The sequence below is a fragment of the Citrobacter sp. S-77 genome, assembly GCF_963864895.1.
In the GTDB taxonomy this organism is placed as follows: domain Bacteria; phylum Pseudomonadota; class Gammaproteobacteria; order Enterobacterales; family Enterobacteriaceae; genus Citrobacter; species Citrobacter murliniae.
On record NZ_CAWLWU010000002.1, the window covers coordinates 2,731,300 to 2,752,130 of the forward strand.

General features: G+C 52.0%; 20 protein-coding genes. 7 read left to right on the forward strand and 13 right to left on the reverse strand.

What is annotated here, in order from left to right; translation table 11 throughout:
- Positions 1–45 precede the first annotated feature (45 nt).
- The 4 genes from ruvC to aspS are packed head-to-tail and all read right to left on the reverse strand — an operon-like array spanning position 46 to position 3,591.
- Entirely contained in the window at positions 46–567 is a 522-nt protein-coding gene (gene ruvC / locus AACS05_RS13600) for a crossover junction endodeoxyribonuclease RuvC (RefSeq protein ID WP_045444124.1), read from the reverse strand.
- Between the two features lie 34 nt (positions 568–601).
- Positions 602–1,345: a YebC/PmpR family DNA-binding transcriptional regulator gene (locus tag AACS05_RS13605; protein WP_045444127.1), complete on the reverse strand. Its 744-nt coding sequence runs from the start codon at positions 1,343–1,345 to the stop codon at positions 602–604.
- 28 nt (positions 1,346–1,373) lie between these two features.
- Positions 1,374–1,817 (reverse strand): dihydroneopterin triphosphate diphosphatase, encoded by a 444-nt coding sequence (gene nudB / locus AACS05_RS13610; RefSeq protein ID WP_045444130.1) that lies wholly within the window; start codon positions 1,815–1,817, stop codon positions 1,374–1,376.
- A gap of 1 nt (position 1,818) precedes the next feature.
- Complete coding sequence (aspS, locus tag AACS05_RS13615; protein WP_045444133.1) at positions 1,819–3,591, reverse strand: aspartate--tRNA ligase; 1,773 nt, start codon at positions 3,589–3,591, stop codon at positions 1,819–1,821.
- A gap of 264 nt (positions 3,592–3,855) precedes the next feature.
- Between aspS and AACS05_RS13620 the strand changes: the two genes are divergently transcribed.
- From AACS05_RS13620 to cmoB, 5 genes are read left to right on the forward strand one after another with little or no spacing between them, the layout of a single operon-like run.
- Positions 3,856–4,422: a hydrolase gene (locus AACS05_RS13620; protein ID WP_045444136.1), complete on the forward strand. Its 567-nt coding sequence runs from the start codon at positions 3,856–3,858 to the stop codon at positions 4,420–4,422.
- On the forward strand, positions 4,419–5,237 hold the full coding sequence (locus AACS05_RS13625) for a DUF72 domain-containing protein (RefSeq protein ID WP_045444139.1): 819 nt from the start codon (positions 4,419–4,421) through the stop codon (positions 5,235–5,237). Before AACS05_RS13620 ends, AACS05_RS13625 begins: the two co-directional genes overlap by 4 nt.
- A gap of 51 nt (positions 5,238–5,288) precedes the next feature.
- Positions 5,289–5,684 carry an MAPEG family protein gene (locus AACS05_RS13630; RefSeq protein WP_016153418.1) on the forward strand — a complete coding sequence of 132 codons (396 nt, stop codon included), beginning with the start codon at positions 5,289–5,291 and terminating at the stop codon, positions 5,682–5,684.
- A 40-nt stretch (positions 5,685–5,724) separates the two neighbouring features.
- Positions 5,725–6,468, forward strand: coding sequence for a carboxy-S-adenosyl-L-methionine synthase CmoA (cmoA, locus tag AACS05_RS13635; protein ID WP_045444142.1), 744 nt, complete (start codon positions 5,725–5,727; stop codon positions 6,466–6,468).
- Positions 6,465–7,433 carry a tRNA 5-methoxyuridine(34)/uridine 5-oxyacetic acid(34) synthase CmoB gene (cmoB, locus tag AACS05_RS13640; RefSeq protein ID WP_045444145.1) on the forward strand — a complete coding sequence of 323 codons (969 nt, stop codon included), beginning with the start codon at positions 6,465–6,467 and terminating at the stop codon, positions 7,431–7,433. The genes cmoA and cmoB overlap by 4 nt, the downstream gene beginning before the upstream one ends.
- A 178-nt stretch (positions 7,434–7,611) precedes the next feature.
- On the opposite strand, the gene cutC is transcribed toward cmoB, so the two are convergent.
- Both cutC and AACS05_RS13650 read right to left on the reverse strand, forming a co-directional pair.
- A complete protein-coding gene (gene cutC, locus AACS05_RS13645; protein ID WP_045444147.1) occupies positions 7,612–8,358 on the reverse strand; it encodes a copper homeostasis protein CutC in 747 nt (248 codons plus the stop codon).
- A 2-nt stretch (positions 8,359–8,360) separates the two neighbouring features.
- Positions 8,361–8,927 carry a VOC family protein gene (locus AACS05_RS13650; RefSeq protein ID WP_045444150.1) on the reverse strand — a complete coding sequence of 189 codons (567 nt, stop codon included), beginning with the start codon at positions 8,925–8,927 and terminating at the stop codon, positions 8,361–8,363.
- A gap of 238 nt (positions 8,928–9,165) precedes the next feature.
- On the opposite strand from AACS05_RS13650, the gene argS reads away from it, so the two are divergent.
- Positions 9,166–10,899, forward strand: a complete 1,734-nt coding sequence (argS, locus tag AACS05_RS13655) for an arginine--tRNA ligase (RefSeq protein ID WP_045444152.1) — start codon at positions 9,166–9,168, stop codon at positions 10,897–10,899.
- Between the two features lie 185 nt (positions 10,900–11,084).
- Positions 11,085–13,022 carry a penicillin-binding protein 2 gene (mrdA, locus tag AACS05_RS13660; protein WP_045444154.1) on the forward strand — a complete coding sequence of 646 codons (1,938 nt, stop codon included), beginning with the start codon at positions 11,085–11,087 and terminating at the stop codon, positions 13,020–13,022.
- Here mrdA and bglB read toward each other — a convergent pair.
- The 7 genes from bglB to cheY form a co-directional block, all read right to left on the reverse strand.
- Positions 12,994–14,133 (reverse strand): beta-galactosidase BglB, encoded by a 1,140-nt coding sequence (bglB, locus tag AACS05_RS13665; RefSeq protein WP_045444157.1) that lies wholly within the window; start codon positions 14,131–14,133, stop codon positions 12,994–12,996. The two genes, mrdA and bglB, sit on opposite strands and share 29 nt — an antisense overlap.
- 4 nt (positions 14,134–14,137) lie before the next feature.
- Positions 14,138–15,721 carry an MFS transporter gene (locus AACS05_RS13670; protein ID WP_045444160.1) on the reverse strand — a complete coding sequence of 528 codons (1,584 nt, stop codon included), beginning with the start codon at positions 15,719–15,721 and terminating at the stop codon, positions 14,138–14,140.
- A 262-nt stretch (positions 15,722–15,983) separates the two neighbouring features.
- Positions 15,984–16,376, reverse strand: a complete 393-nt coding sequence (gene flhE / locus AACS05_RS13675; RefSeq protein WP_045444162.1) for a flagellar protein FlhE — start codon at positions 16,374–16,376, stop codon at positions 15,984–15,986.
- Entirely contained in the window at positions 16,376–18,454 is a 2,079-nt protein-coding gene (gene flhA / locus AACS05_RS13680; RefSeq protein WP_045444164.1) for a flagellar biosynthesis protein FlhA, read from the reverse strand. Before flhA ends, flhE begins: the two co-directional genes overlap by 1 nt.
- Positions 18,447–19,598, reverse strand: a complete 1,152-nt coding sequence (gene flhB, locus AACS05_RS13685; protein WP_045444166.1) for a flagellar biosynthesis protein FlhB — start codon at positions 19,596–19,598, stop codon at positions 18,447–18,449. The genes flhA and flhB overlap by 8 nt, the downstream gene beginning before the upstream one ends.
- Positions 19,599–19,777: 179 nt before the next feature.
- A complete protein-coding gene (gene cheZ, locus AACS05_RS13690; protein WP_045444169.1) occupies positions 19,778–20,422 on the reverse strand; it encodes a protein phosphatase CheZ in 645 nt (214 codons plus the stop codon).
- A 10-nt stretch (positions 20,423–20,432) separates the two neighbouring features.
- Positions 20,433–20,822 carry a chemotaxis response regulator CheY gene (gene cheY, locus AACS05_RS13695; protein ID WP_045444172.1) on the reverse strand — a complete coding sequence of 130 codons (390 nt, stop codon included), beginning with the start codon at positions 20,820–20,822 and terminating at the stop codon, positions 20,433–20,435.
- Positions 20,823–20,831: the final 9 nt, after the last annotated feature.

Below are 20,831 nucleotides of genomic sequence, written 5' to 3' on the forward strand. Positions count from 1 at the left end.
GCTATCATAAAAAAAGGCTGGATAGATATCCAGCCTCATTTATCACTAACGTAATCGACCACGCGCTAAATTCAGCCGGGTATCGCTCATTTGCATGGCGTTCTGGCTGACGTGGCAGTGGGTGATGGCAATAGCCAGCGCATCCGCAGCATCTGCCTGGGGGTTTGCCGGGAGTTTAAGTAACGTGCGCACCATGTGCTGTACCTGACTTTTCTCCGCGCTGCCTATCCCTACGACGGTTTGTTTCACCTGCCGCGCAGCATATTCAAACACCGGAAGGTCCTGGTTTACAGCAGCAACAATCGCTACTCCGCGCGCTTGCCCGAGCTTGAGAGCCGAGTCAGCGTTTTTCGCCATAAAGACCTGCTCTATGGCGAAATAATCTGGCTGAAACTGGGTGATGATTTCCGAAACGCCCGCATAAATCAGCTTCAGGCGAGACGGCAGATCGTCAACTTTAGTGCGAATACACCCACTACCAAGATAGGTTAGCTGTCTGCCAACCTGACGGATTACGCCATAACCGGTGATGCGCGATCCCGGGTCAATGCCGAGAATAATAGACATCACGCATCTCCTGTTAGTTTATGGCTTAACCACATCATTCTAACGTAGCGGCAACCTCATCAGAGATCTCACCGTTATGATAAACTTCCTGAACGTCGTCGCAGTCTTCCAGCATATCGATCAGACGCATCAGTTTCGGCGCAGTTTCTGCATCCATATCCGCTTTGGTTGACGGGATCATCGTCACTTCAGCGCTGTCTGCTTTCAGACCTGCAGCTTCCAGTGCATCACGCACTTTACCCATCTCTTCCCACGCGGTGTAAACGTCAATTGCACCGTCGTCGAAGGTTACAACGTCTTCAGCACCCGCTTCCAACGCCGCTTCCATGATGGTGTCTTCGTCACCCTGCTCGAAGGAAATCACGCCTTTTTTGCTGAACAGGTAAGCAACGGAACCGTCGGTGCCAAGGTTGCCACCGGTTTTGGTGAACGCATGGCGCACTTCCGCAACGGTACGGTTACGGTTATCAGACAGGCATTCAATCATGACCGCAGTGCCGCCAGGACCATAACCTTCATAGATGATGGTTTCCATGTTCGCATCATCATCACCGCCGACGCCACGTGCGATTGCACGGTTCAGGGTGTCACGCGTCATGTTGTTAGCCAGTGCTTTATCAACCGCTGCGCGCAGACGCGGGTTCGCATCCGGATCGCCGCCGCCAAGTTTGGCCGCCGTCACCAGCTCACGAATGATCTTGGTGAAGATTTTGCCACGCTTAGCATCCTGCGCTGCTTTACGATGTCTGGTGTTGGCCCATTTACTATGACCTGCCATAAATAATATCTCCAAAAAGCGTGCCTTCTCAGGCGACGTTAATTACAAATTCTTCAATCGCCTGCCGGTTACTCCACGACTTGGTTAACTGTGCAGCCTCTGCTGCATCAACCCAACGATAGGTCAGATGTTCGGTGAACACGATCTCTCGTTCAGAGGGAAGTGCCAGGCAAAACCAGGATTCCGTATTTCGTTCGATTCCCGGTGCGTAGCGATGACGTAAATGACTAAAAATCTCGAACTCCACCGTGCGCTGGCAGTCAATTAAGGTCAGTTGCTCGCAGGCAACATCAATGGTGACCTCTTCCTTTACTTCGCGCATGGCGGCTTGCGACGCGGTTTCACCTTCTTCAAGGCTGCCGGTGACCGACTGCCAGAAATCAGGATCGTCGCGTCGCTGTAACATCAGCACTCTCCCGGTGTCCTTTGCATAAATCACGACTAACACCGAGACAGGCTGTTTGTACTTCATATCAGTTATTCTCTGCCTTCTTCACAACCTGGATGCTCAGTTCCGCCAGCGCAGCTTCGTTGGCAAAACTTGGCGCTTCGGTCATCAGACACGCGGCAGCCGTCGTTTTCGGGAAGGCAATAACGTCACGAATGTTGTCGGTACCGGTCAACAGCATGGTCAGACGATCCAGACCAAATGCCAGACCCGCATGCGGCGGAGTACCGTATTTCAGCGCATCCAGCAGGAAGCCGAACTTCTCGCGCTGTTCTTGCTCATTAATACCCAGAATACCGAATACAGTCTGCTGCATGTCACCGTTGTGGATACGTACAGAACCGCCACCCACTTCATAACCGTTGATAACCATATCGTAAGCGTTGGCAACCGCATCTTCCGGCGCAGCTTTCAGCTCTGCGGCAGTCATATCTTTCGGTGCGGTAAACGGATGGTGCATCGCGGTCAGACCGCCTTCGCCGTCGTCTTCGAACATTGGGAAATCGATGACCCACAGCGGCGCCCATTTGGATTCATCTGTCAGGTTCAGGTCTTTACCCAGTTTCAGACGCAGTGCGCCCAGGGCATCAGCAACCACCTTCTTGTTGTCGGCACCGAAGAAAATCATATCGCCGTCTTGCGCGCCGGTACGTTCCAGAATCGCTTCTACGATTGAAGCATTCAGGAACTTAGCCACCGGACTGTTGATCCCTTCCAGACCTTTCGCACGCTCGGTGACTTTGATGTAAGCCAGACCTTTAGCGCCGTAGATCTTAATGAAGTTACCGTAGTCGTCGATCTGCTTACGGCTCAGAGCGGCACCGCCAGGTACGCGCAGGGCAGCTACGCGGCCTTTCGGATCGTTAGCCGGGCCAGAGAACACAGCAAATTCGACAGATTTCAGCAGGTCAGCAACGTCGACCAGTTCCATCGGGTTACGCAGATCCGGCTTATCGGAACCGTAACGACGCTCAGCTTCGGCAAAGGTCATGATCGGGAAATCGCCCAGGTCCACACCTTTTACTTCCAGCCACAAATTACGCACCAGAGCTTCCATCACTTCACGCACCTGTGGTGCAGTCATGAAGGATGTCTCAACATCGATCTGGGTAAATTCAGGCTGACGGTCAGCACGTAAATCTTCGTCACGGAAGCATTTGACGATCTGGTAGTAACGGTCGAAGCCGGACATCATCAGCAGCTGTTTAAACAACTGAGGAGACTGCGGCAGCGCGTAGAATTTACCTTTATGCACACGTGAAGGCACCAGATAGTCGCGCGCGCCTTCCGGTGTAGCTTTGGTCAACATCGGGGTTTCGATGTCGAGGAAGCCATGGTCATCCATAAAACGACGCACCAGGCTGGTAATTTTAGCGCGGGTCTTCAGACGCTGCGCCATTTCCGGGCGACGCAGATCCAGATAGCGATACTTCAGACGCGCTTCTTCAGTATTTACATGGTTAGAGTCGAGCGGCAGTGAATCTGAACGGTTAATGATGGTCAGATCGGACGCCAGAACTTCAATTTCGCCGGTCGCCATATCGGCGTTGACGTTTTTCGCATCACGCGCACGTACAGTGCCCGTAACCTGAATGCAGAACTCATTACGCAGTTCGGAGGCCAGCTTTAACGCGTCCGCACGGTCCGGATCGAAAAACACCTGCACGATACCTTCGCGATCGCGCATATCGATAAAGATCAGGCTACCAAGATCACGACGACGGTTGACCCAACCACACAGAGTCACCTGCTGCCCCTCGTGGGACAGGCGTAGCTGTCCGCAATATTCTGTACGCATGAGATATCCCTTAACTTTGCCGCAGGCGGATTGTCACCTGCTTTGCAGATGACGAAGTCGCAGCTTTAGCTGAATGTCACAACTGAATGAAAAAAGGCGGCTATTATACTGGAAATTCTGCCGCACGATAAGTCCGGTACTGACTGTACGCGTGTTTCCTACGCGGGTATTGCGTAATCTCACAAAAAATAACAAAAATTGTCGCCCCTTTCACACAGAATCGCGATTAAGGTGTAACGGAATTCTTTTTTTACTGGAGTCACCATGCTGGAACTGAACCCTAAAACTACCGCCCTTGTCGTGATTGACCTACAGGAAGGGATTTTGCCCTTTGCCGGAGGTCCTCACAGAGCTAACGACGTTGTGGCCCGCGCGGCAAGCCTAGCGGAAAAATTTCGTGCTCACGGTTCGCCAGTAGTGTGGGTTCGCGTCGGCTGGTCTGATAATTATGCCGAAGCGTTGAAACAGCCGGTTGATGCGCAGATCCCGGCAAAAGCATTACCCGACAACTGGTGGGATTACCCGCTCGCTCTGGGCAAATGTACCAGCGACCTGGAGGTTACCAAACGCCAGTGGGGAGCATTCTACGGCACTGACCTTGAGCTACAATTGCGCCGTCGCGGCATCGACACCATCGTCCTGTGCGGCATCTCCACCAATATCGGCGTCGAGTCAACGGCTCGTAACGCCTGGGAACTGGGTTTCAGCCTTATCATTGCGGAAGACGCCTGTAGCGCCGCCAGTGCCGATCAACATCAGGGCAGCATGACGCATATTTTCCCGCGTATTGCTCGCGTGCGCAGCGTTAACGAGATCCTGCAAGCGCTATGATCTATATCGGCTTACCGCAGTGGTCGCACCCGAAATGGGTGCGCCTGGGTATCACCAGTCTGGAAGAGTATGCCCGCCACTTTAACTGTGTGGAAGGCAATACTACTCTGTACGCGCTGCCGAAAGTCGATATCGTTTCTCGCTGGCATGCTCAAACCACAGACGCATTTCGGTTCTGCTTTAAGTTTCCAGCCACAATTTCGCATCAGGCCGCGCTGCGTAACTGCGACGATTTAGTGCAGGAATTTTTAACGCGGATGTCCCCGCTGGAAGCACGGATTGGGCAATACTGGCTACAGTTACCCGCGACTTTTGGCCCGAGTGCTCTCAATGCTCTGTGGCATTTTCTCGATACGCTTCCCGCAACCTTTACCTACGGCGTTGAAGTGCGTCATCCCGCGTTTTTTGCCAAAGGCGAGGAAGAAAAACAACTTAATCGCGGTCTGCATGAGCGTGGGGTCAATCGGGTCGTTTTAGATAGCCGCCCGGTACACGCGGCAATCCCTCATACTGAAGCCATACGCGATGCGCAACGTAAGAAGCCGAAGGTGCCGGTTCATGCCGTAGTGACAGCAAACAATCCGATGGTACGGTTTATCGGTAGCGATGATATGGCGCAAAATCAGCAATTTTTTGCCGTCTGGCTGGCAAAGCTATCGCTCTGGCGGCAGACCTCAACGCCATATCTGTTCTTGCATACGCCCGACATCGCACAAGCGCCACAACTGGTGGATACGCTATGGAGCGATCTGCGCACCGTGCTGCCAGAGATCGGATCAGCGCCATCTATTCCACAGCAATCTTCTCTTTTCTGAAAATGCCACCTATCATAGACAGTGCCATCAGCCATTTTAAAGGGAGTTTGTATGGTAAGCGCGCTTTATGCCGTATTAGGTGCGTTATTGTTGATAAAGTTCTCCTTTGACGTCGTTCGCCTGCGTATGCAGTATCGCGTTGCCTATGGCGACGGCGGCTTTAGTGAACTGCAAAGTGCTATCCGCATTCATGGTAATGCAGTGGAATATATTCCTGTCGCATTAGTGCTGCTGTTATTTATGGAAATGAACGGCGCAGAAACGTGGATGGTGCATATTTGCGGGCTTATTTTGATTGCCGGTCGACTGATGCATTATTACGGATTCCACCACCGCCTGTTTCGCTGGCGTCGTTCTGGCATGAGCGCCACCTGGTGTTCACTGTTGCTAATGGTGCTGGCGAATCTTTGGTATATGCCCTGGGAGTTGGTTTTCTCCCTGCATTAGCGCACAATACGCCACTTTATTTTTCCCGGATTTTTACGTTATGTCTCACCGCGACACGCTTTTTTCTGCGCCTATCGCCAGTCTGGGTGACTGGACCTTTGATGAACGGGTAGCTGAAGTCTTCCCGGACATGATCCAGCGTTCCGTTCCCGGCTACTCAAACATCATTTCAATGATTGGTATGCTGGCCGAACGTTTCGTGCAACCCCACTCACAGATCTATGATCTGGGTTGCTCTCTGGGCGCTGCGACGCTCTCGGTGCGTCGCAATATTCATCATGATAATTGCAAAATTATCGCCGTCGATAATTCCCCGGCGATGGTCGAACGTTGCCGCCGCCATATTGATGCCTATAAAGCACCGACTCCGGTCGAGATTGTCGAGGGAGATATTCGCAACATCACTATTGAAAACGCCTCTATGGTGGTGCTGAATTTTACCCTGCAATTCCTTGAGCCGGCTGAGCGCCAGGCATTGTTGGATAAGATTTATCAGGGGCTGAATCCCGGTGGCGCACTAGTGCTGTCAGAGAAATTCAGCTTCGAAGATACCCACGTTGGCGAACTGCTGTTCAACATGCACCACGACTTCAAACGGGCAAATGGCTACAGCGAACTGGAAATCAGCCAGAAGCGCAGCATGCTGGAAAACGTGATGCTGACCGACTCTGTTGAAACTCACAAAGCGCGTCTGCGCAAGGCCGGCTTTGAACACAGCGAACTGTGGTTCCAGTGCTTCAATTTTGGTTCTCTGGTAGCGCTGAAAGCTGAGGTTTCTGCATGATCGACTTTGGTAACTTTTATCAGCTAATCGCCAAGAATCATCTTTCTCATTGGCTGGAAACACTACCGGCGCAAATTGCCGCCTGGCAGCGAGATCAACATGGCTTGTTTAAGCAGTGGTCGAACGCGGTCGAGTTTTTACCGGAGCTGACGCCACATCGTCTGGATTTACTGCACAGCGTGACCGCCGAAAGTGCAGAGCCACTGAGTGAAGGGCAGCGCAAACGCATCGATACCCTGATGCGTAACTTGATGCCGTGGCGTAAAGGGCCCTACTCGCTGTACGGTGTGAATATCGATACCGAATGGCGCTCTGACTGGAAATGGGATCGCGTTTTGCCGCATCTGTCTGATCTAACCGGGCGAACCATTCTTGATGTTGGCTGTGGCAGCGGATACCACATGTGGCGCATGATTGGCGCAGGTGCGCATCTGGCGGTGGGGATTGATCCTACGCAGCTGTTCCTGTGTCAGTTTGAAGCGGTACGTAAGCTTTTAGGCAACGACCAACGCGCACACCTGCTGCCGCTGGGTATTGAGCAGCTTCCGGCGCTAAAAGCATTTGATACCGTTTTCTCGATGGGCGTGCTTTATCACCGCCGTTCTCCGCTGGAACATCTCTGGCAGTTGAAAGATCAACTGGTACAAGATGGTGAACTGGTGCTGGAAACGCTGGTGGTCGAAGGTGACGAAAACACCGTGCTGGTGCCGGGTGACCGCTACGCGCAAATGCGTAACGTCTATTTTATTCCTTCTGCGCTGGCGCTTAAAAACTGGCTGGAAAAATGTGGATTTGTGGATGTGCGTATCGCTGACGTGAGTGTTACCAGCACAGAAGAACAGCGCCGTACCGAGTGGATGATTACCGAATCACTGGCCGACTTCCTTGACCCGAACGACCACAGCAAAACGGTTGAAGGCTACCCCGCCCCATTACGTGCGGTTTTGATTGCGCGTAAACCGTAATGGATTGCCAGATAGCTGTTACGTATAGCACCACTTCTCCAAAATAGTTCAAGTTGCAGCAAGGCAGCCAACACCGCTGCGGCTTGGAATATGAAGGAGAAAAAAAGGCCCCTGTTGAAATTGCAGGGGCCTGGTACGAGCAAGCATCATATTGGGCGACATGATGCAACGGTAAAAATCAGCTGGCCTGATGGCATGCAATGATTGCTTTCATTTCAGCAACCGCCGCCCCGTCTACCGCATAGCGGGAATATTCATCCGCTTGTGCATCCGAAGACATCGACAACCCCGAATTGCGATAACGCATGGGTGAAGCCAGCCATACTCCGGCAGAACTGTGGACTTCCTGCACTCCGGCGTCGAGGAACTGCGACAAATTCGCGGCGCGAACCCCCGCTCCGGCCATAATGATTGGAGCACCCTCCTGCGCAATAAGTTCCATTATTTTTGTTAAACCTTGCTGTGCGTCTGATTTTTGACCAGAAGTCAGTACTCTTGCGATGCCCAATTGAGATAAATTTTTCAGTGCATTTAATGGGTTAGAACACATATCAAAGGCCCGGTGAAAGGTGACGCTTAACGGGCCGGCGGCAGCCATTATTTTTTCCATACGCGGCATATCGATATTGCCATCGACATCTAATACGCCGGTCACCACCCCTGAGAACCCCAACTCTTTGACCATAGCGATATCATCAAGCATCGCGGCAAATTCCCCATCGGTATAACAAAAATCCCCCCCACGCGGACGGATAATTGGGTTAACAGGGATGGAAACGTGCTGACGTACTGACCGCAATACGCCCAGAGACGGCGTTAAGCCTCCCTCCTTGGGGGCAGAGCAAAGTTCTATGCGATCCGCGCCATATTGCTGCGCTGTGCGCGCACACTCCATGCTGTAACAGCAGATTTCCAGCAATGCCATACTCACTCCTGTTGTTCGCTTGCCACAATCGCTTCAATTGACCACGGATGAAACTTGATGGTCACATTACCATCGCTAACCGCCAGCGTCGGATTCGGTAAACGCTCACGCTCTCCTTTCGGCGAACTGGTCTTGACGAATATTCCCGGCTGACTTAATCCCTCATCACACAGCAGTGCCAGTGCCCGGGTATTAAGTAATTCCGGGTCGCCAGGCAGAACGATTTCAATATGCTCCCAACCCTCGTGCGGGTAACGCTTCTCACCCGGCCATGGCAACTCGACAACTGTAAACTGCCAGTGTGCTACACAAACCGGCTCATTCAGTTTGAACAGGCAAATGGGTCTGCCGTTAATGATATTTTCCGACAGCAGTTCGCCACACTGTTCGAATCCCCGGCGCCAGCGCTCTGCGGTAGTATTTTGATGACAGCGCAGAGAAATGTGATCGGCTTCAAGCGATGAGATATCCAGACCAAGACGGGTGGAAAGCTCCGTTAACGCCTGAGTGAAATGCGGTAAATCTGCGGAAATATCATGCAGTTCTTCAACAGTCTGCCAGTTAGCCATATTGAATGCTCATATCCATATTCAAAGCCGCTAATTTACTCTGTTGCGCAGCCCCATCCAACTGCTGATTTTTTCAGATACAACATGAATAATTATACGTAATTACATTGTTTATATTTCAGTCAGCCGGCGACACTCGCAATGCTGACGGCAACGGCCATTTGCAGTATACTCCCGCCCTAAATTCTTAAACTGGTGCGGTGTATATCAACCCGCTTCATAAATGTAAGGTATTCCGGTGAATATTCAGGCTCTTCTCTCAGAAAAAGTCAGTCAGGCCATGATTGCTGCAGGCGCTCCTGCAGATTGCGAACCACAGGTTCGTCAGTCAGCAAAAGTACAGTTCGGCGACTATCAGGCCAACGGCATGATGGCAGTTGCTAAAAAACTGGGTATGGCGCCGCGACAACTTGCAGAGCAGGTGCTGACTCATCTGGATCTCAACGGGATTGCCAGCAAAGTTGAAATCGCTGGCCCGGGCTTTATCAACATTTTTCTCGATCCGGCATTTCTGGCGCAACACGTCCAGCAGGCGCTGACTTCCGAGCGTTTGGGCGTCACCCAGCCCGCTAAACAAACCGTTGTCGTCGACTACTCTGCGCCTAACGTGGCGAAAGAGATGCACGTTGGTCACCTGCGCTCTACCATCATCGGTGACGCGGCGGTACGTACACTGGAATTCCTTGGTCATAATGTGATTCGCGCGAACCACGTCGGTGACTGGGGTACGCAGTTCGGTATGCTCATCGCGTGGCTGGAAAAACAACAGCAGGAAAATGCCGGAGAGATGGCGCTGGCCGATCTTGAAGGTTTCTACCGCGATGCAAAAAAACATTACGACGAAGATGAAGAATTCGCCGAGCGCGCCCGTAGCTATGTGGTGAAGTTGCAAGGTGGCGATGCCTATTTCCGCGAGATGTGGCGCAAGCTGGTGGACATCACCATGTCGCAGAACCAGTTAACCTACGATCGTCTGAACGTCACTCTGACGCGCGATGACGTGATGGGTGAAAGCCTGTACAACCCAATGCTGCCTGGCATTGTTGCTGACCTGAAAGCCAAAGGTCTGGCCGTTGAGAGTGAAGGCGCAACCGTTGTATTCCTTGATGAGTATAAAAACAAGGAAGGCGAACCGATGGGCGTTATCATTCAGAAGAAAGATGGCGGCTATCTCTACACCACGACTGATATCGCCTGTGCGAAGTATCGTTATGAAACGCTGCACGCCGATCGTGTACTGTATTACATCGACTCCCGCCAGCATCAGCATTTAATGCAGGCATGGACTATCGTGCGTAAAGCAGGTTACGTGCCAGACTCCGTACCACTGGAACACCACATGTTCGGTATGATGCTCGGTAAAGACGGTAAACCGTTCAAAACGCGTGCCGGCGGTACGGTAAAACTGGCCGATCTGCTGGATGAAGCGCTGGAGCGCGCACGTCGCCTGGTGGCTGAAAAGAACCCGGACATGCCTGCCGACGAACTGGAAAAACTGGCGAATGCGGTCGGTATCGGCGCGGTGAAATATGCAGATCTGTCAAAAAACCGTACTACCGACTACATCTTCGACTGGGACAACATGCTCGCCTTTGAAGGCAATACCGCACCGTATATGCAGTATGCCTACACCCGTGTGCTGTCAGTATTCCGTAAAGCGGATATCGATGAAAGCACGCTTGCCAGTGCGCAGGTCATTATCAGCGAAGATCGCGAAGCCCAGTTGGCGGCCCGCCTGCTGCAGTTTGAAGAAACACTGACCGTTGTTGCGCGCGAAGGTACGCCGCACGTGATGTGTGCCTACCTGTACGACGTTGCCGGTCTGTTCTCTGGCTTCTACGAACATTGTCCAATCCTCAGCGCTGAAAACGAAGAGATCCGTAACAGCCGCCTGAAACTGGCACAGTTAACGGCGAAAACGCTGAAACTGGGTCTGGATACACTGGGTATCGAAACCGTAGAACGCATGTAAGCATATTAAAATATACTAGGCCTGAGTTCGTAATCCGGACTCAGGCCTTTTTTATTTCCGGACATGCTGGTCTGAAACAATTCACAAGGAATGACACATTTCCGTAGAGAGATGGAACATCTTTTGTCTGTTATCCCGTTTCAGCCTCCGTATCATTAGGCGGCGAATTAATCGGGTACGGGTCAATGACATTCAGAGATTTTGCAGCGGAAGAGAAACTCTTTCAGCGACGGGTAATGGTTGCCTTTGGCCTGGTGGTCATCTGTTTTGGCATCCTTGTCTATAACCTCTACAACTTACAAATTCGCGAGCACCAGTATTACACCACCCGCTCGAATGCCAATGACATCAAAATGCTGCCTGTCGCCCCAACACGCGGCATCATTTACGATCGCAACGGTATCCCACTGGTACGCAACGTCACCTGGTACGATATTTCAGTCACTCCCTATAAAATCAACGACATGGATACACTTCTAAAACAGTTAACGCCAATTGTTGACCTTACTGCGGATGATATTGACCAGTTTCGCCATGATCTGAAATCCAGCAGCCGCTATCGCCCTGTGGTGCTTAAAAATGCGCTGACCGATGTGGAGATCGCCCGCTTCTCGGTTAACCAGTTTCATTTCAGCGGCGTCACCATCAACAGCTATGAAGATCGCCAGTACCCTTATGGTGCAGAGCTGGCGCATGTACTCGGCTATGTCTCTAAAATCAACGACAGCGATCTAAAAGCGCTGGATAAAAAAGGGCTGGCAGAAAATTATGCCGCCGACCATAACATCGGCAAACAGGGAATTGAGCACTACTACGAAAACGATCTGCACGGTAAAACCGGGTATCAGGAAGTGGAAGTGGATAACCACGGACGCATCGTGCGCTTGCTAAAAGATGTACCGCCTGTCGCCGGTAAGGATGTTCATCTGACGCTGGATCTACACTTACAGGAATATATTGAGAGCCTGTTGGCAGGTCAGCGTGCCGCCGTACTGGTTGAAGATCCGCACGACGGTTCAGTGCTAGCCATGGTGTCGAATCCCAGCTACGACCCGAATCCGTTTGTAAAAGGCATTAGCTACCAGGACTATAACAAGCTACTACAGGATAAAGACCTGCCGCTGATAAACCGCGTCACGCAGGGGTTGTATCCCCCCGCCTCAACCGTAAAACCATACATGGCAATGTCAGCCTTATTGAGCGGAGTAATCACGCCACAAACCAGCTTCTTCGGCGCCCCGACCTGGACGCTACCCGGCACTGAACGCCATTACCGTGACTGGAAAAAAACCGGTCACGGTATGCTGGATGTGACCAAAGCAATAGAAGAATCTGCCGATACATTCTTCTATCAGGTGGCATATATGATGGGCATAGACCGGATACACAACACGCTCAGTCAGTTTGGCTACGGTAAACCCACCGGCATCGATCTCGATGAAGAGTACGACGGTCTATTACCAAGCCGCGACTGGAAACAACGGGTACATAAAAAAGCCTGGTATCAGGGTGATACGATTTCAGTCGGCATTGGTCAGGGTTACTGGATAGCCACGCCGATCCAGATGGTGAAAGCCATGGTGGCGCTGATTAACAATGGGAAAGTGATCTCCCCTCACCTGCTACAGGATGAAGAAAGCGGCAAATCCGTCACACCTTATCAGGCACCAAAAACGTCAACACAAATTGCCTCTGCCGCATCTCCCTATTGGGGGCTGGTGCGTCAGGCGATGTTTGGCATGGCGAATGAACCGAACGGCACGGGTTACAAATTTTTCCACACCGCGCCCTATGGTATTGCCGCTAAAAGTGGCACATCACAGGTTTTTAGTTTGAAGGAAAACCAGACCTACAATGCGAAGATGATCCCCATCCGCTTGCGGGATCATGTGTTCTATACCGCTTTTGCTCCGTATAAAAACCCGAAAGTCGCAGTGGCGTTGATTCTCGAGAACGGCGGCAGCGACGGTGTTACCACCGCACCGATAATGCGTCAAATCATGGATCATCTGTTTGCACCGCAGGAGAGCAACACACCATCAGATGCCACAGCAACACCTGGCCCGATAGTTGCGGCGTCATCGGGCCTCGCCATCAAAAATACTTACGCAAGTATTCGGTAAGACACAACATCGCCATCGCCTGTCCATAAGGCATCGAGGTCAGCGGGATATAGCGATAAAAATCGAGGTTGTGCCCCATCCCGGTACCAAAGGAGGTTTGCAGCAGTTCACCTTCCGGCGAAATATGTTTCACAATGCCTCTGATGGCCTTCTCCGCCACAGCCGCGTATTCCTGACCGACATAGCGTTTACGCACTGCTTTCAGGATCCCATAAGCAAACCCCGCAGTGGCCGAGGCTTCCAGATAAGAGTGCGGATCGTCCAACAACGTATGCCATAAACCACTCTCATCCTGACATTTCGCCAGAGCTGCAATCTGCGCGTTCAACACCTGTACCAGATAGCGGCGAACCGCATTATTTTCCGGTAAATCTACCAGTTCAAGGAAGTCAGGAATAACGATAGTTAACCAGCTGTTCCCGCGCGCCCAGCGCGCGTTGGCGAAGTTATGATGCCCTTCATAGTTCCAGCCGTGAAACCACAGCCCCGTTTCTTTATCCATCAGGTTTTGTACATGCAACAGGAACTGATACGTCGCTTCTTCGACATACTCTGGTCGGTTGAGCAATTGACCAATCTTCGCCAACGGTAAAACCGTCATCATCAGCGTGTCATCCCACATCTGCTGATGATTCTCTTCCGCCAGCGTAATGTGCTGCATGCCGCCGAAGTCAGTTCGCGGCATTTCATACATTGCCCACTCAGCCCAGGAATCAAGCCACGGTAAATAAGCGGGATTACGCGTTTCTTCATAGCGATAGGCCAGCGTCAAAAACGGTGCCATGGTGTTGACGTTTTTGGTGGTAGCCCCTTCAGCAAAGCGGTCGGCAAACCAGCTGTCGATGGTATCGCGCATCGTTTCATCGCCAGTTTGCTGATAATACTGATACATTCCGTACAAGCCGACACCGTGCGTCCACTCCCATCCAGCCCATCCTTTGGTATCAATGACGCGTCCATCGTCCAGTCGCAACAAGAACTCACCCGTTTGATCATTGATATTGACAAGGTTATGGGTCACCTTCTTAATAAGGTTTTTTAATTCATCTCTGGCAATAAAGTGTTCTGGCTGACGCAACAACGGACTGTGTTTCACTGGGTAAACAATCATCTACTTAACCTCTGTGCAATGTCGAATTCAATGCTGTGCCATGTTCCAGCCGTGACGCAGCAGGTTTATTACGATTCAGGTAACCAATATTGTTATTACCCCAAAGCGATTCATACGGCATGCCCGACAGCATCTCTACGGTAGCGCGAACCTGTGGCGTGAGCGTTTCCGGCATCGCCCGACCAGACTCACGCATTTTCGCAGTCTCTTCACGCAGGATGCTATGCGTTTGCAGGTTTAGCTTGAAACGCAGGGAAACGAGGAATCCAAGCGCCAGAACAATCAGCGTCCCGCAGCTCAGGATTAACAAGATGGTATGGCTGACCGCCGCAGGTTGCGTGCTTTGACCTGATACAAATCCAGACATCTGCATGACAATCCCCACCAGCATGACGGCTCCCGCCTGTGAGGCTTTGCGCGTTAGCGTCATAATGCCCGCGAAGATCCCTTCGCGACGCTGCCCCGTAATCACCTCATCAACATCGGCAATATAAGTGTAGGTATTCCACGGTACGTAATTGATGCCGCCACGCCCCAGACCAGCCATGGCGGAAACCAGCAACAATAAGGTATAAATATCGCTCAACCCGGCGTAATACAGCACTGCGTAAGAGAGTGAACTCAAACCGAACAGCACAACCACCATTCGGTAAGACGGCGCAGGTCCAAAGCGGATGCACAGCGGTATCATGGCGATAACCGCAATAAACTGGAAGATAGCCATCGTCCCCAGCAGATTCGAGGCCATTGAGGCATCCTGCATCAGCACGAAAACAACGTAATAAGTAAAGACTGCATTAAAGACGTCCTGCGCGATGTAGCCACCCAGATACATGCCCAAATGTTGGCGGAAAATCCTGACCCGCAGCGTCGAACTTAGCTCGACAAACAGACGGTTCATACTCTGACCAAAGCTCAGGCTTTTCTTCTCTTCTTCAGCCCGAAGCGCTGCTTCGGTCCATTCCTCACGCGGGCGCTCCCAGGTAAAAAACCATACGAAGGTTAGCATCAGCGCACACAACACCGAAAACACCAGACTCGCATAGAAAAATGAAACAGGGTTGTCTTTACCAAACAGAGTGAGCAGCACTCCCGGTAAGAACGAGGCAAGAATGGCTGACATTTGCGCCATTGAAATACGTGCACCAGAAAACTTGGTTTTCTGTTTAAAGTCATCCGTCATTTCCGGTACCAGTGTTTCATAAGGCACCAGAATCATGGTGTAAACCACATCAAACAGCAGATAAGTCAGCAGGTAATACCAGAACCCCATATCGCCAACCCACATTAGTGAGTAGCTAAAAACGCAGGGAATACCCAGAAGAATAAAGAATTTACGGCGGCCAAAACGCTTGCCAAGCCAGGTCGAACCAAAATTATCCGTTAAAAAACCCATTAACGGGCTAACCACCGCATCCAGCACCCTGGCGGTGGCAAAAATAAACGTCGCCTCGATAGGTGTCAGTCCACAGAAGGTAGTGTAGAAATAGAGTAACCATGCGGCGGTTAGCGCCGTTGTCCCCGCTCCTAAAAAGTCACCTGAACCGTAGGCAAAATAATTTACCAGACTAATTTTACGCGTGTTCATTGCCGTTACCCCTGCAAATTAATGGGAGGCCCCGCAATCCTCGTTTTGACATTGGGCATCCTTACAGGGTCACAGTAAAAGCTAACAGCAAGTGAAACCTTTCTATTTCTGCCAGCAATTCTGACGAAATGGCAACAGCACAAAGAGTCCGGCAACGTACGTCACCTATTTTATAAAACAGCGTTTCTTTTTAATCAAAGAGGCAGGTCAAAATTGCGAGGAAGCCAGCAGTTTCATCTGCTGGCTGATATAACGAAGGGAATTAACGGTAGTTCACAATCACCTGGTTACTTTGAACCTGCAAAGCCGGGATCAGACGTCCGCCACCGGGGACTTCCCAGACAAAATGCATCGGCTCAACGGCGGGAACATTGTTAAACCCGTGAGTCGTCCCGCTTTGCCCGTCAAGCTCGACACAGCGGGACTGAGAACATAAACGTACCCGTAATCCCGCAGGTGTTGGACCATTCAGCTCGTAACGCCAGGCTACCAGAGTCATCAACCCGGAAACTGGCTGGCTGGAGACAAGCGGTGCTGATGAGGCTGACTCACCACGATAATTTAAGGTAATGCCCATACCGCTTGCCTGCCAGGCGCCTTCTCCGGCGGCCTGCACCGCCAGAGGAAAGAGTAACAGCCAAAGAAACTTGCGCATTATTTACCCCCAATGGTCGCAGTCATGCGGATATGGCGGTTATCGGACAGCTCCATGTTCGACAGCACCACCAGTTGCGGTATGCTGCGACGTAGAAAGCGGGCCAGTAACGGACGCAATGCATGATTAACCAGCAGTACCGGCGGCGCCCCCAGCATCTCCTGACGTGATAATGCTTCCTGAGTCTGCGCCAGAAGTCGGTCTGCCAGCCCTGGCTCCAGACCACCACCGCCCTGCAGTGCTTGCAACAGCAAACGCTCAAGTGGCGTATCAAGGCCAATAACCTGAACTTCTTCGTTACCCGGGAACCACTGCTGAGTGATCGCCCGCCCCAGCGCAACACGCACCACGGCGGTAAGTTCATGCGGATCGTTCTGTAAAGGCGCGTGCTCTGCCAGCGTTTCGAGAATGGTGCGCATATCTCGAATGGGCACCTTTTCATCCAACAAATTCTGCAGAACTTTATGCAGCGTGGTCAGCGTCACGACGCCTGGCACTAAATCTTCAGTCAGTTTTGGCATCTCCTGCGAAACGCGATCCAGCAGTTGTTGCGCCTCCTGACGACCAAACAGCTCGGCGGCGAACTGACCAATCAAGTGATTAAGGTGGGTGGCGACGACGGTACTGGCTTCCACAACCGTAAAGCCCTGAATTTGTGCCTGTTCTTTTAGCGCGCTTTCAATCCAGATCGCATCCAGACCGAAGGCCGGGTCGACCGTTTTTTCACCTGGCAGCGACCCGGCTGCCGTACCAGGGTTGATTGCCAGCCAGCGCCCCGGATAGGCGTCACCGCTGCCAATCTCAACGCCTTTCATCAGAATGCGATAGCGGGCGGGTTGCAGATCCATATTGTCGCGGATGTGTACCACCGGCGGCAGGAAGCCCATATCCTGGGCAAACTTCTTGCGAATGCTGCGAATTCGCCCCAGTAGCTCGCCATCCTGCTGAAAGTCCACCATCGGGATCAGGCGATAACCAACCTCCATTCCCAGAGAATCTTCCAGTTGCACATCGTTCCATGTGGCTTCCACCACCGAGTTATTTTCCGGCATCTTCACCGACTGAGGTTCCTCTGGCGCTTTTTTCTCACGACCGCGCAACCACCAGGCAAGGCCCAGCAACGCTGCGGTAAACATCAGAAATACCAGGTTGGGCATCCCCGGAACCAGACCCAATAAGCCGAGTACCGCAGCACTGAGCAACATGACGCTGGGGTTACTGAACAGCTGGGTAACCATCTGTTCACCGACGTCCTGATCGGTACTCACGCGGGTTACGATAACGCCCGCCGCCGTAGAGATAACCAGAGCAGGGATTTGCGCAACCAGCCCGTCACCGATAGTCAACAGGGTATAACTTTCTGCCGCGCTTCCCATGCTCATGCCATGCTGCAATACCCCTACCAGCAAACCGCCGATCACGTTGATAACCATGATCAAAATACCGGCGATGGCATCTCCGCGCACGAATTTACTCGCACCGTCCATTGAGCCGTAAAAATCCGCTTCCTGCGTCACTTCTGAACGACGTTTTTTAGCCTCGTCTTCACCAATAAGTCCGGCATTCAGATCGGCGTCAATTGCCATCTGTTTGCCCGGCATCCCGTCCAGCACAAAGCGCGCGCCGACCTCGGCAATACGCCCGGCACCTTTGGTGATAACCATAAAGTTGATAATGACGAGAATAACGAAGACCACGATACCGATAGCAAAGTTACCGCCAACCAGAAAGTGACCAAAGGCCTCCACTACCTTTCCCGCCGCTGCCGAGCCGGTATGACCTTCCATCAAAATAATACGTGTAGATGCAACGTTCAGCGCAAGGCGTAACAATGTAGTGAACAGCAAAATCGTCGGGAAGGCGGCAAATTCCAGCGTACGCTGGGTAAACATAGCCACCAGCAGTACCATGATCGACAGCGCAATGTTAAAGGTAAATAATAAGTCGAGGATGAAAGCCGGCAGCGGCAGCACCATCATCGACAGGATCAGCAGGATGAGGATCGGCCCGGCAAGAATTTGCCATTGCGTGGATTTCAGATTGTTGGGCAGACGCAGCATCGCGACCAGATTAGCCATCAGTATTCTTCTCGTTCATGAAATCCAGTGCTTCTGGCACTGGAAGATTTCCAGGTTGTGGTGGACGCGTTCCGCCGGCCAGACGCCAGCGTTTTAGCTGCCATACCCAGGCCAATACTTCCGCGACGGCCGCATACAATTGGCCAGGTATTTGCTGACCAATATCAGCATGGCGATATAGCGCACGCGCCAGCGGCGGTGCTTCTAAAGTGGGAATACGATGCTCAGCGCCAATTTCACGAATACGCAAGGCCACCAGCCCTGCGCCTTTGGCAATGACTCTTGGCGCACTCATTTTATTTTCGTCATACTGCAAGGCGACCGAGTAGTGCGTGGGGTTGGTCACGATAACATCCGCTTTCGGCACATCCGCCATCATGCGACGCTGCGCTGCGGCACGCTGCATTTGGCGAATTTTTCCTTTCACATGCGGATCACCTTCACTTTCTTTAAACTCATCGCGAATATCCTGGCGTGACATCCGCAGCTTTTTAATGTGGCTATAAATCTGGAAAAAGACGTCAAACCCCACCATCGGAATGACCCCAAGCACCACCAGGAGTGCGCACATACCGACTAAATCCAGGGCATTACCCATCGCCGTCACCGGCGACTCGGCCATCAGACGCATCATCTCCGGCCAGTTATGCCAGAGATAAAATCCGGTTACGCTGCCAACCAGCGTGGATTTCAATATCGCTTTTAACAACTCCGCCCCGGTTTGCGCTGAAAACATGCGCTTAATACCCGGCAGCGGATTTAACTTCGAGAATTTGGGTTGCAGCGATTTACCACTGAAGATCAAGCCTCCCAGCATCACCGGAGAGATCAAAGCCACCAGAACCACGCCGGTAATCAGCGGTAACAGCGCAACCATGGCATCTTTAATCAGCAGGATGATTTGGCTGAGGATCAAGTTAGGGTCATTGACCATACTGTGATCAAAGCGCAGACCGGCAGACAACATTCCGGCCAGTTTACGGGCAAGCGACTCCCCACCGATCCAGATAATGCACACGCCCACCAGCAAAATAAGCAGTGAGGTAAGCTCTTTGGAACGGGGGATCTGCCCCTCTTCCCGCGCTTTTTCAAGTCGGTGGGGTGTGGGGGCTTCTGTTTTGTCGTCGTCGCTTTCTTCTGCCACGCATCAGACCCTGGATCGAGAGATAGGCGAGAATGATGCCAGAACAGTAATCCAGCAATGGGAAGAGTAAGCGGTAAAAAAGATGGGATTTATAGCTTTAACGCCAATTAGCAGCTCCGGCCTACATGCAAGTGTAGGCCGGATAAGATGCACGGACATCTCCATCCGGCAAATACGTATCAGAATCCGAGACTATCCAGCAGGTCGTCCACCTGATCCTGGCTTGCCACCACGCCGGCTTTCGAAGTATCAACCTGTGGGCCGTTGAGCAAGCTTTCGTTTTCGCGTTTTGGACGAGCGCCCTGCTCCGGAATATTCTCCAGCAGCACCATCAGCAGTTGACGCTCAATTTCCTGAATAACATCCATCATACGCTTGATAACCTGACCGGTCAGATCCTGGAAATCCTGCGCCATCATGATGTCCAGCAATTGGGCGTTGGTAAAGCTGGTATGACCGGGGACATCGCCCAGGAACTGTCGGGTGTCAGTGACCAGTTCACGGGCATCGGACAGCTCAATAGGATTTTCGAACCATTCATCCCAGCGTTTGGTCAGGGCTTTGGCCCCTTTTTCCATCGCATCCTGGTGCGGCTGCGAGGCTTCCACGCTGTTCAGTGCGCGCTCTGCCGCTTGCGCGGTCATCTGTACAACATAATCCAGACGATCGCGCGCATCGGGAATCGCTTCCGCCGCTTCTGCAATCGCCTGATCCAGCCCCAGTTCACGCAGGCTGTCGCGCAGCATTCGGGTTAAACTACCGATGCGCGCGATGATATCCCCTGCTGAATGTTCATCAACAGGTTTAATTTGTGGTTGCATCATCATCACACCCTCACATGCCCAGTTTCTCAAAGATTTTATTGAGTTTCTCTTCCAGCGTCGCTGCCGTGAAAGGCTTCACAACATAACCACTGGCGCCAGCCTGTGCTGCCGCAATGATGTTTTCTTTCTTCGCTTCAGCTGTCACCATCAGCACCGGCAGGGAGGACATGCCACCATCTGCACGAATAGTTTTCAGCAGTTCCAGACCGTCCATATTGGGCATATTCCAGTCGGAAATGACAAAACCAAACCCACCCGCCTGCAGCTTGTTCAGCGCATCCACGCCGTCCTCAGCTTCTTCAACATTGTTGAATCCCAGCTCTTTAAGCAGGTTACGCACGATGCGACGCATGGTGGAAAAGTCATCCACAACCAAAAATCTCAGCTCTTTATCCGCCATAAAATACTG